Source organism: Microcoleus sp. PH2017_35_SFW_U_B (assembly GCF_020737865.1).
Lineage (GTDB): Bacteria > Cyanobacteriota > Cyanobacteriia > Cyanobacteriales > Microcoleaceae > Microcoleus.
On record NZ_JAEQDE010000049.1, the window covers coordinates 1 to 12,975 of the forward strand.

13 protein-coding genes are annotated in these 12,975 nt (G+C 46.5%); 11 read left to right on the top strand and 2 right to left on the bottom strand.

The genetic code is table 11. From position 1 onward, the window contains the following. Positions 1-190: 190 nt before the first annotated feature. From JGK36_RS14130 to JGK36_RS14175, 10 genes are all read left to right on the top strand, one after another. Complete coding sequence (locus tag JGK36_RS14130; protein ID WP_293187147.1) at positions 191-583, top strand: hypothetical protein; 393 nt, start codon at positions 191-193, stop codon at positions 581-583. After that, the gene (locus JGK36_RS14135; RefSeq protein WP_293196717.1) at positions 576-2,621 is read left to right on the top strand and encodes a hypothetical protein; all 2,046 of its coding nucleotides are present in this window, start codon (positions 576-578) and stop codon (positions 2,619-2,621) included. The genes JGK36_RS14130 and JGK36_RS14135 overlap by 8 nt, the downstream gene beginning before the upstream one ends. Continuing rightward, complete coding sequence (locus JGK36_RS14140) at positions 2,614-4,137, top strand: hypothetical protein (RefSeq protein WP_293196718.1); 1,524 nt, start codon at positions 2,614-2,616, stop codon at positions 4,135-4,137. Before JGK36_RS14135 ends, JGK36_RS14140 begins: the two co-directional genes overlap by 8 nt. A gap of 179 nt (positions 4,138-4,316) precedes the next feature. Beyond that, positions 4,317-4,634 carry a hypothetical protein gene (locus JGK36_RS14145; RefSeq protein ID WP_293185063.1) on the top strand — a complete coding sequence of 106 codons (318 nt, stop codon included), beginning with the start codon at positions 4,317-4,319 and terminating at the stop codon, positions 4,632-4,634. A 45-nt stretch (positions 4,635-4,679) separates the two neighbouring features. Next, on the top strand, positions 4,680-5,273 hold the full coding sequence (locus tag JGK36_RS14150) for a hypothetical protein (protein WP_293185061.1): 594 nt from the start codon (positions 4,680-4,682) through the stop codon (positions 5,271-5,273). A gap of 109 nt (positions 5,274-5,382) precedes the next feature. Next, a complete protein-coding gene (locus tag JGK36_RS14155; protein WP_293185059.1) occupies positions 5,383-5,745 on the top strand; it encodes a hypothetical protein in 363 nt (120 codons plus the stop codon). Next, a complete protein-coding gene (locus JGK36_RS14160; protein ID WP_293185057.1) occupies positions 5,742-5,963 on the top strand; it encodes a hypothetical protein in 222 nt (73 codons plus the stop codon). The genes JGK36_RS14155 and JGK36_RS14160 overlap by 4 nt, the downstream gene beginning before the upstream one ends. Before the next feature lie 2 nt (positions 5,964-5,965). Next, positions 5,966-6,160 (top strand): hypothetical protein, encoded by a 195-nt coding sequence (locus tag JGK36_RS14165; RefSeq protein WP_293185055.1) that lies wholly within the window; start codon positions 5,966-5,968, stop codon positions 6,158-6,160. After that, a complete protein-coding gene (locus JGK36_RS14170) occupies positions 6,157-6,606 on the top strand; it encodes a hypothetical protein (RefSeq protein WP_293196719.1) in 450 nt (149 codons plus the stop codon). The genes JGK36_RS14165 and JGK36_RS14170 overlap by 4 nt, the downstream gene beginning before the upstream one ends. A gap of 218 nt (positions 6,607-6,824) precedes the next feature. Next, entirely contained in the window at positions 6,825-8,693 is a 1,869-nt protein-coding gene (locus JGK36_RS14175; protein ID WP_293196720.1) for a CapA family protein, read from the top strand. Positions 8,694-8,964: 271 nt separating this feature from the next. On the opposite strand, the gene JGK36_RS14180 is transcribed toward JGK36_RS14175, so the two are convergent. Further along, on the bottom strand, positions 8,965-10,056 hold the full coding sequence (locus JGK36_RS14180) for a bifunctional heptose 7-phosphate kinase/heptose 1-phosphate adenyltransferase (RefSeq protein ID WP_293185051.1): 1,092 nt from the start codon (positions 10,054-10,056) through the stop codon (positions 8,965-8,967). A gap of 303 nt (positions 10,057-10,359) precedes the next feature. After that, positions 10,360-10,917 carry a response regulator gene (locus JGK36_RS14185; protein WP_293185050.1) on the bottom strand — a complete coding sequence of 186 codons (558 nt, stop codon included), beginning with the start codon at positions 10,915-10,917 and terminating at the stop codon, positions 10,360-10,362. Positions 10,918-11,928: 1,011 nt separating this feature from the next. Between JGK36_RS14185 and JGK36_RS14190 the strand changes: the two genes are divergently transcribed. After that, entirely contained in the window at positions 11,929-12,900 is a 972-nt protein-coding gene (locus JGK36_RS14190; protein ID WP_293185049.1) for a lipoyl synthase, read from the top strand. Positions 12,901-12,975: the final 75 nt, after the last annotated feature.

The following is a 12,975-nucleotide window of genomic DNA, read 5'->3' on the forward strand; positions in this document are numbered from 1 at the left end:
ATTAGCTATTTAATCTGATCCCTCTTGAGTTTTTAAGCAACAGCTTGCCTGAGATTCAAAGGTGGCTACTTTTAGCTGTACTCATTTTTTAGTCTAAACTACAGAAAATAAGGGGCGCGAGACAACGATTCCATTTGTAATCCCGTACCTAACTATTAACCAACTCAAACTACTTAGCCCTGATGACAGATTGGGAATTTCAATAATCAATTACGGCTCTGGTGTATTAGGAGCGGGCGATTATATTAATTTAGAAGGTGACTTTAGGTTCAACGTCGATTTAATAGCCAAACCAGTAAATAAGATTGTCGGCACTGCGATTCCTTACGGAATTAATATCCCCTCAACAGCCCCTACTAGGTTTAGGTTGGCTAATGCAAACAGGGCGATTTTCTATGCCACGAATACGGGGAATGCTGATATTTGGATTGCTGGCAATTCGAGCGTCGCGGTAGGTTCGGGAATCTACCTAGCAGCTAACGGTGGTGGCAATCTAACCGAGGAAACGTTGACAGGGGAACTTTGGGCGATCGCCGAAGGCAGTCCATCTCGCATTTCAGGAATAGAGGCGAGCTATGTCTAGGGTTAGCTCCAAATCCAGTCTGTCGCCGAGTTCGACTTCGGGGTCAAGCGCGATCGACCTCGGGAAGGATAGCGGCGTCAATATGGGGGAGAAAAGCCAAACCTCTGTAAGTACCGGAGGAATTGGAGTCACCCGCGAGGTAGCAAATATTGGGGGGGTTTCCGTGACTGGTGGAGTCAGTGTTGATGTCAGCCCAATTCGCCTAGATATCAGTGGCAATCCCGACTATGAAGATCCTTCAAAAAGCTCAATTTCAATAGGTGCCGGCGCAGAGGTTCCGGGCGGGGTTTTGGGTGTGAGCGGGGGAGTCACAATTAATACAAGTACGGGGCAAGTAAAGGGCGGAAGTATTGGTGGTGAGGTAGTTGGAATTGGAATTAATATTTCTAAGTCTTCTGAAGGTGTAGGGGTCGGAATTTCATTGCAAATTCCGTTTACTCCAATTAGTTTTGAACTTGGATTTGAGTTTCCTGACAAGAAGGAACCAACACCAACGCCAACGCCAACACCAACCCCGGCACCTGTTCCAAGCCCTCCCAATTGGGATAGACCTGTATTGCCCGTTGGCGATCCAAGCAAAACCTGTACCGTAATTGTTGCCATTCATTACAGATCGGAAGAGTGGTACGGGACGAGGCTTGCCTACTCTTATGAATACAAAGGGGCGGGGGATTACACACCACCTACTAACGGCAATCCGGGTGTTTTAAACGCAAGTCAATTAATCATAGAAAATATCCCTTTTGGAATTCCTCTAGATAATCCTCGACAGTATCCGAATACCGCCGGAATGTGGGGATACAACAATAATTGGCAGCTAAGCGTATTTAATCAAATCGTAAACACAAGCAACCCGAATAACGGGATTTATCAGCCTGATGGCATTCTTTGGGGGCTATCAGGCAGAGAAGACAAGATTTTTGATCTTCTAAACAATGGGATTTTTTATTCCCAGACAATTGATTATAGGTGGATGAGAATTGTCCGAAAACAAACATATTTTGTAATTTATTCTAGTTGCAGTTTACCTTCTCCTTCTCCTTCTCCTTCTCCTTCTCCTTCTCCTTCTCCTTCTTCCCCCCCTCCACCCAACCAACCCCCTAGAAAAGAAATGGATGAATGCTGTAGCGATTCCATCAAACTGCTGCGCCAAATTCACAAAAGATTAGGAGTTAACAAATTTCCCGGTGAGCTTCCCAGTACAATTATTCAAGAAGTCGAAAAAGGCCAACCAGCAACAGAGCCAGTTCAAGAGAAAATTGAGGACTTTGCCGACCTCTTGATGTGGATGTTCCAGCGGGATGACGAACGCTGGGGTCAATGGCAAATTCAAATCGACGTAAAAGATACCGATTTGACAAAAGAAGGTGACCAAGGCAAACAGATTAAATTCCCGAACTTGGCAGAGTCGATAGCCGAAATGGAAGGGCAACTACTGAGCCTGCAAGCCAACGTAGCAGCCCTTGTGGCTTTATCAACTCGCAATTTGTGCGAGTCTGGAATGGGTCGGCAAGAAGCAATCAAAGCTTACTTGGCAAGCATGGCAATCGCAAAATACATGAACTTCCCTTATGATGAATCGGACATTAAAATGCCATCAACGTTTACCCCAAAAGCCGAGTCAATTGATGAACTCATCAAAGAAAGCATAATCCACGTCAAAGGTATTGAGTACACAAACAAAGAAACTCAGCGAGATATTTTATTAGATTTATTGCAGGCAGCAGCAATTACTAGAGCGGTACATTGGCGGCAAGTCGATCCTAAAAAAGATATCAAATCACAAATTTTGGAATCAATTAAAGGTAGCGCTGACTTAAGTGACAAGCTAGAAAATCCTTTAGCAAAGGAGGACGATCCGAGTAAACCCAAGCATTCTAAAGATTGGGAAGACTTCCTCGATCAGGTAGAGGATGGATTTGGCTTTGAGACAGGAATCGAAGACGCGCAAACCCCCTACGGTCGATCCAGAGAGCGCAGACCGCGCATCAGACAGATTGGCGACAATATAGGTCAGGCAGGTAAACCAAATGGCTGATGCAATAAAAAAATTTGGTTTGGTTTTGCGCGACTTGCCTAGTCGCAAAATGCGGGAATCTTCGACTGGTGGCAATATTATCCGCACTTGGTCGGCAAGCGCCACAACAACTTCTCAAGATAAAGGATTCCTAGAATCTATTTGGGACGGTGCAACGCGATTCGTCGGATTTCTGGTATCAGGAGTTGTTCAATTAATTTCGTTTAGCTGGACTAAGCTGTGGAGTTGGATTGTCGGCGGCGTTCAATTTATTGCCAATTTCAATTGGAATATTAGCGACGAAAGTATCGACAAACAAATTGAGGGTTTGTGGGATGCTTTCGGTGGCCTCTTGGGCAGTGCGGTAGGGCGGGCGATCGGCTGGATTGGCTGCGGTTTGGTTCCGGCTGCGGCCATCATGACCTTCAACGAAGCGCTGGCAACTCATTTACTAAAGGAAGTTGGCGAGCAAGCCCTGGACGAACTGCTCGACGCCGCTAGTGAGGTAATTCAGGCTGGCTTTAGGATGGGGGTGCAAGCTTCATTCTTGTGGCTCTACAAAAACGTTAGGGCTGCATTAAAGAATCCAGCAAACCCCCTGGGAATTGCTCTTAGAGGCTTTTTTGGAAGCGAAAAAATAGATAAATGGGGAACGGGGGAAAGTTGGACAATTGCAGGTGCTATTGAGAATGCAATTGAATCTATCCCCAATACTTTTTTGAGGAATTTTGTTGAGGAAGCTTGGGAAGAAGGAACGGAGGCCTGTATAGAAGCCGGCTATGCCGTCGCGGGCGGCATTGATGCTTGGCTGGCAATGCAAAAAGTGGCAAACAATTCGGTGCTTGGTGTCGATCGCACCATAGAAATTACTCCAGATAGATCGGTTCCCGACGAACGCATTGTCTTGTCTGGCCCTGAAGCCGTGATGAGGCCGACTGTGGTCAACGTCTTAGCAACTCACCAAATGCTGGGCAATCGTGACGTGGGAGTTCTTATCAATGGAACTCCTGTTGACGACTACGTGCGGCCGAACTTTCAAGAACGCTATCTAATTATTGAATTCAAAGAAAAGCAGCAGCCGCCCTGGGTAATGCCGGACGGCAAACGAGCTCGCAAGCGACAGGTGACAATTCCCGACGTTAAGCGCGACTTGACTTGGGACAAAATTAAGCTAGCTGCCAAGCTGTACACTAGCGGGCAAAAATTGGTGACGGCGCAACTCAACAACGGCCGCCAGATGCAGGTTTACGCCAATACCGAAAATGAGGGCTTGAACAAAATCGAAGAGTTGTTGGCGCTTTCCACTGCCGAAATTGTACCGAATGGCGTTCGCGACTCGGGCTACACAAGTCCAACCGCCCGACGCAGGGAACAGCCTTACATCGTTTACCCGTCAAAAGCCGTTTTGGTGTGGCGGCGACGCTCTGACGACTTGCAAGGTCGGGAAGATTTGTCCGATCGCGTCTGGGACGAGCAGAGGATCGAGATGGATTTGTGGCCTGAAAATGAACCCATCAATTTACCCGTTCTAGGGTAGCTCAATAAAAATTTACAATAACCGCTATTCATTTATAAAACATTTTGTACAACCCTAGGGTTGTACAAAATGTTTTGTAGCTGGAAGCCACAAGCCACAAGGGTTTTAGGCATTGACAGATTAACGCAAATAATTACAATGAAAATAACCCAGCAAATAACTGAAATTTCTCAAAAAACATGAACGACATTACTCTTGCGGAAATGATTGCAGCCATTGAAGATGAAACTTTAAAAGCCTGGTGGGAACAAATCGGCAATCTTCCAGAAGAATTTACAATGTGTGAATTTTTCATGAAATCGCTGCATGCGTGTTCAACTGCGGCTGCACTCAAGAATGAAAATCAAGAAGTGGGGCAGAAAATTCTCGGTTATCCGGCAGCAATTAATGGGGCTGTAGAAACCAGCAAAAACAATCATTTGTTTTTCCGAAGAACTGCTTCAATCACTTCGCTGGTAGTGATCGATCTTGATGGTTCTATTCCTTCAAACGGGTAAAGTAACTATTGGAAAAAAATCAAATCAACAACTAAAAAATAATCAATGACAAGACATAGCTTTCTAGTAAAATATCGCAGAAGTGGCGCTGGCGGAACAGGTACTGATGACTTTCGGACAACTTGCAGTTGCATTCCCCGCGTAGCAGATTTTCTTGACATCAAAAGCAGAAGTTACACTCCGAGCCCCGAAGATGTGACAGACAGAGCAGGTTACACAAGAAGCTATATCAAAGCAGACGGAAGCACGGGGGAAGTAACAGTTCCAGCAAGTAAAGCGGTTTACCTAGCTTTTGGCCGTCCTAACGCAAGAAAGGTTTCTTTAACCACTGGCTTGAAAACAACTAAGGGAAATAAACGAAAATTATCTTTTACGTTTCCCTCATTTTTGACAGTTGCCGAAATAGCTGATGTTTTGGGCGAACTGATTCCCGCTACCAAAATTGCAACTACTGCAACGGTAGGGGCTGGAGAAATTGAGCCTTTTTTCTCAATTAAAGGCGGAAGGACTTATCCTATTGCCTCTGCAACTGTTGCAGCAGCCTCAGCAAATCCAGATGTTGCTACCACAGAAACCGAACAAGCAACTACTGCAACTACAACAAAAAGCAAGAAGAAAAAACCTAAAACTACACCCTAACTAACAAGTATTTGTATGGCGGTACGGCGATATGTACGTACCGCCCGAGCAATTGGAATGATACAAAGACGATTTCAAAGGGGTCGAGGAATTTCTAATTGATTAGTAAATGAGTCTTGACAACCAGTCTAATTGGGAAGTTATTTACAGCGGTACGCATTCTGCTGCGGTAGGGCTAGAACAAGGTATTGGCAGGATTTTGATTCCGGGATCTTTTTCTCAGCACATCATTAGGGCTTATGCCAGTTCTTCGGTGGCAAAGCCCCGCTGGTGGCTGGGAGGAACTTTAACTCAAGTATTGAATAATGGTAGTGCTCAGGTTGACTTTGAAGGGTCACGCTGGCAAGTGCCTTTAAATAGAACTACGCTAATTTCACTTCCTGAACTCACTGGGGAATATCGGATCAAGTTTGAGCCTGCGCCGTGGCACAAGCAAATTCAGTTAACCCTTGAAATTTACAATAGCCCATGAATTTTACTTCTACTTTACTAACGATTGATTTGGCTGTAGTAAGCTGCATTCTTGGGTTGATGGTCTTAGTCTGGAAGTCTCTAACGGAAATCCAAAAAGGGGCGGTTGCTGTTGCTAAGCATCAGACAGAAATAGAGAAAACTCTAGAATTTCACGAAAAAAGACTGGATAGTGTTGAGCAGTGGATTGCAGGAAATTCTGGATTGAGAGAGCGTTAAGAATGCCAAGAATTACTGCCAGAGCTTTACTCGCAGTTCCAGATCCAACTTTAATAGAGTTGGTTGATGCGATAGCTAAATTGTCCGAGGACAAAGGTTATTTGCAGGGAAAACAGGGATTTACAGAGACGATCGGCGAAACAGACTATTTGATTGGTGCACTGCGCGATCGCATTATAGAAATTCAAAGCAAATGACACCACACAAGCTGATTTTTACAATGCAGTTAAAACCTGCCACTGAGCTTTTGTACGGCAACCTCAAACTTGTTTATCCGGACGGAAAGCCGATCGACTACCTTGCAACTTCCGGCTGCGCGGGCTGGCAACAGCCTGGGGACGAATGGGAGCGTGGCAAGGGGCCGATACCGCAAGGATTCGATTATGAAATTCCTACAAGGCCTTATTGGTCGGACACCCGCGGCATAGAGGGGCTGTTTTTCCACATCACCCCCGATCCGGTTGTCTCTCCCGGCGGGCGAACTCGATCGGAGTTAGGAATCCATTTCGATGCCAACGTTCCCGGCTCTGCTGGGTGCATTGTGCTGAGAAATCGATCGGGCTGGGAGAAATTTTGTCAGAGGATGGAGGCGATGGCGCGATCGGGGATAAAACAGATTCCGTTGAAGGTGGTTTACTCGTAAGTCATTGGGGATTCATCTTAACGGGTACTCGGACAAGGGGGATTTGTAGCGGCAAGGAGAAATCTGGTTTTTGAGTGTATTTCGGGCTGCGACACCGAATGTTTTCAGTATGTTTATTTGTACCTAGTTAGTTAAGTTCAGTCGATCGGCATTTAATCGTGTTTCGCAAATCTGATATAAGATCGAGCTAAATTTCTCGTGTGAGAGTAGAGGCATTTGTGAGCCAACAAGATATCTTAAATTTAGCAAAAGAAGGCGATGCCAGGGCGATCGCATTTCTGATCGGCCAAGCACTCCAAACCTTCGGCGTCACGGCTAAAGGCAGCTTGGAAAATAAAACCCTGCACCTCCTGCTGGAAGCAGAACAATTGCCCGCAGAAGAAGCCTGTCTCCGAGTCGCAATCAAAGGGTTGCAGCGACTGCAACCAAATAACATTTACGGATTAACAGTGTACGGGCGGCGCGAAGGCGAGCAATTGCCCGCTTGGACTCAGACGGTAGAATTAAAACAACGCTTGGCTAGTGCACCGGCAACCGCAGCCGCATCAGTGAGTGTAGCCACACCCGTAACCGTAACCGCACCAGTGAGTGTAGCCCCTGTCAAAATTCCTGTAGCTGTCGCCAGTGTACCCACTGCCCCAATTCCTGTAATTTTGCCCAAAATAGAAACACCTCAAAATATCACAACCCCACCCATTCAAATACCAGAAAAATCCCCCCGCAAATCCTATAGAATCCCAACTCCCAAACCCACAAACCAACGCCAACAAAAGCCATCACAGCCGCCAGATACAATCCCAACTCCCAAAGCCACAAACCAAAGCCAACAACAGCCATCACCGCTACCAGATTTAGCCCGTCGTAAAACTAAAAAATCTTGGCTGTCAGTCGGTACTCTCAGCCTGATTTTCGTACCGATAGCAGGCTTTGTACTCGGTTCTCAATTCAATAAATCCTCAAGCACCGCTACAATTAACCATGTCACCTCAAAGCCTGCGGTACAAAAAGTAGGCGCGGCAAAGCCATCCCGCAAGGAATCTATCCCAGCGTCAGCATCCGCCGCCAAACCCGCATCGCAATCACCATCCCAGGCAGCAAAAATACCTGCAAATTTGCCCGCAACAGTCAGCATCAAAGCAGTTGGCGACATGATCCCCGGCACCAATTTCCCCTACAATAAACTCCCGGAAAATAAGGAGCGCTTATTTGAATCGGTAAAATCCTACCTACAAGGAGCCGATATTCTGTTTGGCAATTTTGAAAGCACGATGACCGATTATCCTTACAGTTCCAAAGGAGGCGGCGGAGGAATGCTGTTTGCCTTTAGGACGCCTCCGAGTTATGCCAAAATCTTCAAAGATGTTGGTTTTGACATCTTGAATATTGCCAACAATCACTCCTACGATTTTAACGAGCAGGGATTTAAGGACACGATCAAAAACATCGACAGCAACGGCATGAAGGCTGTTGGCAAAAGAGATCAAATTGTTTATCAAAATGTCAAGGGCGTCAATGTTGCTTTTATCGGTTTCAGCAACTACGGCGAAGTTCACAATTCCTTGCTGGAACTGAAAGCGGGGGCAGAAGTTGTCAAAAAAGCGAGGCAAAAGGCTGATATTGTAGTCATCTCAGTTCATGCTGGAGCTGAAGGAACCGGAGCTCAGAATGTGAACAATAGAAATGAGTTCTTTTACGGAGAAAACCGGGGAAATATGGTGTTGTTTTCGCGGACGATGATTGATGCGGGAGCAGATTTGATTTTGGGACACGGCCCCCACGTTACAAGAGCTTTGGAACTTTACAAAGGGAAATTGATCGCGTATTCCCTGGGCAATTTCATGGGTTATCGCACTTTGTCCACAGCCGGAGCACTGGGTCAATCTCTGATTTTGGATGTAAAAATGACTCCAAAAGGGGATTTTGTTTCTGGTAAGATTATCCCCATCGAACTTAGCAGCCAAGGTATTCCCTCAGTGGATGAAGATTTTCGGACTGTGGGGTTGATTCGCCGTTTGACAAAGAGCGATTTTCCTAATACTGGTTTGATGATTGATGACAAGGGACAAATTTTGAAGAAGAGTAAGTAATTATTGGGAATTGGGAATTGGGCATTGGCCAAACAGGTCATTGGGAATTAGTGAGTAGGGTGCGGATCCTTCACAAATTCCCAAAGAAGATAGACAATCTCATGGATCCGCACCACATAATATTCAGGTGCGGATCCTTCACAAATCTCTGCTGTTCTATCAAAAAATTCACAGCGACGCACCCTACAAAATGACTAATTACCAATCACCAATTACCAATTACTAATAACTAATAACTAATAACCAATAACCAATAACCAATAACTAATAACTACTCATAAACCATTGCTTTCAAAGCTTCTTTCATTTCCTGTGCTGTCGTCGTCGCCGTACCGAATTGACGCACGACAATGCTAGCGGCCAAATTGCCCAAAACTGCTGCTTCCCAACCGGATGCACCGACGCACAAAGCTAAAGTCATTGCTGCTACGACTGTATCTCCAGCACCAGTTACATCGAAGACATCAGTCTTGTTAAAAGGGGGAATATCCCAGCTTTGAATGGCAAATTCCCCGTTTTCACAAGTGGATGTTGGAGGGGGTGAATTTTTGATTGGTTCAACCTTCACCCTTTCAAACAAACTCATCCCTTCTTCGCCGCGAGTAATCAGGATTTTTTGAGCTTGAGTTAAGTTCAATAAATCGCGTCCTGCTTGCATTAAAGTTTCAGGGTTTTTGATAGCATATCCGACTGCTTGCTCGGCTTCCGGTAAGTTCGGAGTAAACAGCATCGCTCCAGAATATCGCTGCAAATTTGTTTGAGCGTCTACAATTGTTTTGCCGGGAACCACTGCCGATTCGATCGCCAAACGAGTCAAAACTCCGTCGCCGTAGTCAGAACAAACCACGGCATCGACTGTCGGAATTTGCTGCCGGATGTAGTCTGCTAATTGCAATTGCAAGTCTAAATCCGGCAACTCGTCAGATTTGCGATCGACTCGGACAATTTGTTGAGTCACCGACTGCCGCGCGTGCCCGGAAATGCGAGTTTTGGTAACGGTTGGACGCTGCGAATCGATTAAAATCCCAGCCGTATCAATTCCCGCCGCCTCAAAAATACCGCACAAAGCCTTTCCCTGGTCGTCTTTTCCTACCAAACCAGCAACTTTTACTTTGCCTCCCAGTTTGGCTAAATTGTAGACAGCATTTGCGCCACCTCCGGGTAATTGCCGAGTATTCTCGTAGCGCAAAATCAACACAGGTGCTTCGCGGGAAATTCGCTCTACTTGTCCGGTAAGAAACTCGTCCAAGGTCAAATCTCCGATCGCTAATACCTGGGCTCGATCGAAGCAGTCTAATCTTTTCAACAATTGCTCAGTTGAGGCACGCAGTTGAGGCAAAAAATCGGAATAGTCGTTAGTCATTAACCAAAAAAATGAGACTGAGGAGTTGATAGTTGAGCGTGGCACGAGCGGCAATTAAAAAATCTTAATAAAGATTAATAATTGATTTCCTCCCTGGTTTGATTTTTAACTTTTAATTGATTTTCCCACTGAGATTGTGAGAAATCGGTTGCAGGCGGTTGGCTATCGCGCGCGATCGACAAATTTAGCAAAAAAACTGCGGAGAGAAGGAACCCATTGAAATAAAGTGAGAAAGTTTCACCGTGTAGAAGTTTCCTTCTACATGAGTGTCTTCTGCACGAGTACCTGTAAAAGACCGCAGAATTATTTCGATTTCATCTGCTTGATGATCGTAATCACCTGAGTCATTTGTTTTTTGAGTGCATCAATTTCCGCTTGCATTTTCGCCATTTGCTTAGTCATCACCTGAATTTCGGCAGCACCGGCTCCAGAACTCGGTACAGCAGTGGCGGCGGCAGGGGCTTCTGGTACTGGTTTCTTTTTAGCCAGTACCATCGCCGATTTGATCGCCTCGGTTAGCTGCTTTTTCTCAAAAGGTTTAGCGATGAATGCAAAGAAATGCTTCTCGAAGGGTTTTGGAATTTTCTCCATCACCTCTTCTTCGCGCCCCGACATGATCACCAAAGGTATCTTGCAAAGCACCGGATGGGCTTGCACTTTTTGATACACTTCCCAACCACTGACTTTGGGCAGTAGGAAATCTAACATAATTAGATTCGGTCGGGCTTCACGGATCAGTTTGAGTCCTTCTTCGCCGTCTTTTGCTTCTAGAACTTCAAAGTTACCTTGAGGTAACATCTCTCGAACTCGAACGCGGATGACTTTACTGTCATCGATTACCAAGATTTTTTGACCAGCCACGACTGACTCCTTCAGTAATGAGTGTTGAGGGTCTCAGGGCCATTGAGAGCCACTGAGATTTTTTGAATAGATCGGAAACCAATTTCAAAGGCATTGTCAAGGTGCCTCGCTTTGGCTAAAAACAACTATCTTTCGATGCTGCAATCGCGCTTACGTTATCCTTTTCAAATGCTTTCTCGGTCTATCACTTTGGCCAGTTCGGTACGCTTCCCATCCTGCTGTTACTTGCTCTTTTTGTTTAACGCCCCAATGCGTTTACTAAGTGGCCGGAATTTCTCCGTACTAGGATAGTTCGTTACGCAGACAGATTTACTTACTTGCCTCTAGATTTTGACACTCTCCGACTATAGTGGAACGGAGATTCTTAAGAAACAGCCTGGCGATTGTTCTTAAAGGCGCTGTCAAATCGCCGCTACACGTTCAACCTCACTGACTTTCGCCACGATCGCCATGAGCATTACGTCTACTTTTTTGCTTTATGCTTTCGTTCGCACTTTTCAACACGAAGCCAGTTCGGTACGTTCCCCATCCTGCGTTGCTTGGCTGTGCTGCAAGTCTTTCCCAGTCTAAAATGCTGAGGGTGTCTTACTGCCTGGAATTTCACCGTTCTAGGAATGGTTCAGCAAGTTGATACGCCTACTTGTTTAGCACAATTCAATTCTAATCTAGAGTAATGGCAGCCTTCAAACGGCTGCTGCTGCGTTTCATCCCCGGCTTGAAAGACCGAGGTTTGCGCGTGATGCGCTATAGACTACATACCACGGGGACTAAAGTCCTCCGAGTCGCTTTCCTCTCAGGACTGAATGAAGTCTCTGAGTTTGCCGCTTCCCGTGTGGTCTTGTGATTTGCAATCTTTAGTATATCCCTAAGAGAATTCTACCTAGAATTCTGAACGAGTTTAGTTTAGCTGCAATTGATCCGGATTCTGATTTGGGGTCAGATTCCTACAAGTTGAGGGACTTTGATTTCGGATACGATCGCATATATTAACTCGATCGCCATGCAGGTTTTATGTCGCCCCAAACTCCTCAAACTCCTACTGTCAAAGCAACTGCCGCTCAAATGCGGAGCGAAATCGAGGCGATGCCGGATTGGCTGCGACGGCCGATTGGCAAAGCTAGCGAACTTTCCGCAGTGCAGAAAATTATCAAACAGCGGCAAATTCATACGATTTGCGAGGAAGGCAGATGTCCCAACCGGGGCGAGTGCTACGCCCAAAAAACGGCGACTTTTTTGTTGATGGGGCCGACTTGCACCCGTGCTTGTGCTTTTTGTCAAGTAGATAAAGGTCATTCTCCGATGCCCCTCGATCCCGAGGAACCGCAAAAGGTGGCCCAGGCCGTGCAATTATTGGGTTTGCGCTATGCGGTGCTGACTTCGGTGGCGAGGGACGATTTGCCGGATGGGGGGGCGGGTTGGTTTGCGTTGACGATCGCCCAAATCCGGCACTTAAACCCCGATACTGAGGTTGAGGTACTAACGCCGGATTTTTGGGGAGGCATCGGTAGGGGCGGTGCCCCCGTGCCCGCCCCCGGGGAGAATTCCGGGCTTGATGAGTTGCAGCGGGAGCGGATTCGGACGGTGGTGGAGGCAAAACCGGCTTGTTACAACCACAATATTGAGACGGTGCGCCGATTGCAAGGGCCGGTGCGGAGGGGGGCTAAGTACGATCGCTCGATCGACCTTCTGCGTATCGTCAAGGAATTTGACCCAACTATTCCCACCAAATCCGGTTTGATGTTGGGGCACGGGGAAACCGAGACCGAGATTGTGGAAGCGATGGCCGACTTGCGGGATGCCAAGTGCGATCGGCTCACCCTCGGTCAATACATGAGACCATCTCTAGAACACCTCCCAGTCCGCAAATACTGGACGCCAGCCGAATTTGACCGTTTCGGGTCGATCGCCCGCGAGATGGGGTTTGAGCGAGTGCGATCGGGGCCCCTAGTCCGCAGTTCCTACCACGCCGGAGAGAGCCATTGAAATCAATCTGAATTCAACTCGGTATCAAGTCCTAGTTACAAAAAATAACACTCTTAGATTGTGTCATGTGCGACG

What these genes read in the sequence shown, in the direction of transcription:
- JGK36_RS14180 (WP_293185051.1), bottom strand. Translation starts at nt 10,056, where the DNA reads ATGACTAACGACTATTCCGATTTTTTGCCTCAACTGCGTGCCTCAACT.
- JGK36_RS14190 (WP_293185049.1), top strand. Translation starts at nt 11,929, where the DNA reads ATGTCGCCCCAAACTCCTCAAACTCCTACTGTCAAAGCAACTGCCGCT.
- JGK36_RS14135 (WP_293196717.1), top strand. Translation starts at nt 576, where the DNA reads ATGTCTAGGGTTAGCTCCAAATCCAGTCTGTCGCCGAGTTCGACTTCG.
- JGK36_RS14160 (WP_293185057.1), top strand. Translation starts at nt 5,742, where the DNA reads ATGAATTTTACTTCTACTTTACTAACGATTGATTTGGCTGTAGTAAGC.
- JGK36_RS14165 (WP_293185055.1), top strand. Translation starts at nt 5,966, where the DNA reads ATGCCAAGAATTACTGCCAGAGCTTTACTCGCAGTTCCAGATCCAACT.
- JGK36_RS14150 (WP_293185061.1), top strand. Translation starts at nt 4,680, where the DNA reads ATGACAAGACATAGCTTTCTAGTAAAATATCGCAGAAGTGGCGCTGGC.
- JGK36_RS14170 (WP_293196719.1), top strand. Translation starts at nt 6,157, where the DNA reads ATGACACCACACAAGCTGATTTTTACAATGCAGTTAAAACCTGCCACT.
- JGK36_RS14155 (WP_293185059.1), top strand. Translation starts at nt 5,383, where the DNA reads ATGAGTCTTGACAACCAGTCTAATTGGGAAGTTATTTACAGCGGTACG.
- JGK36_RS14140 (WP_293196718.1), top strand. Translation starts at nt 2,614, where the DNA reads ATGGCTGATGCAATAAAAAAATTTGGTTTGGTTTTGCGCGACTTGCCT.
- JGK36_RS14145 (WP_293185063.1), top strand. Translation starts at nt 4,317, where the DNA reads ATGAACGACATTACTCTTGCGGAAATGATTGCAGCCATTGAAGATGAA.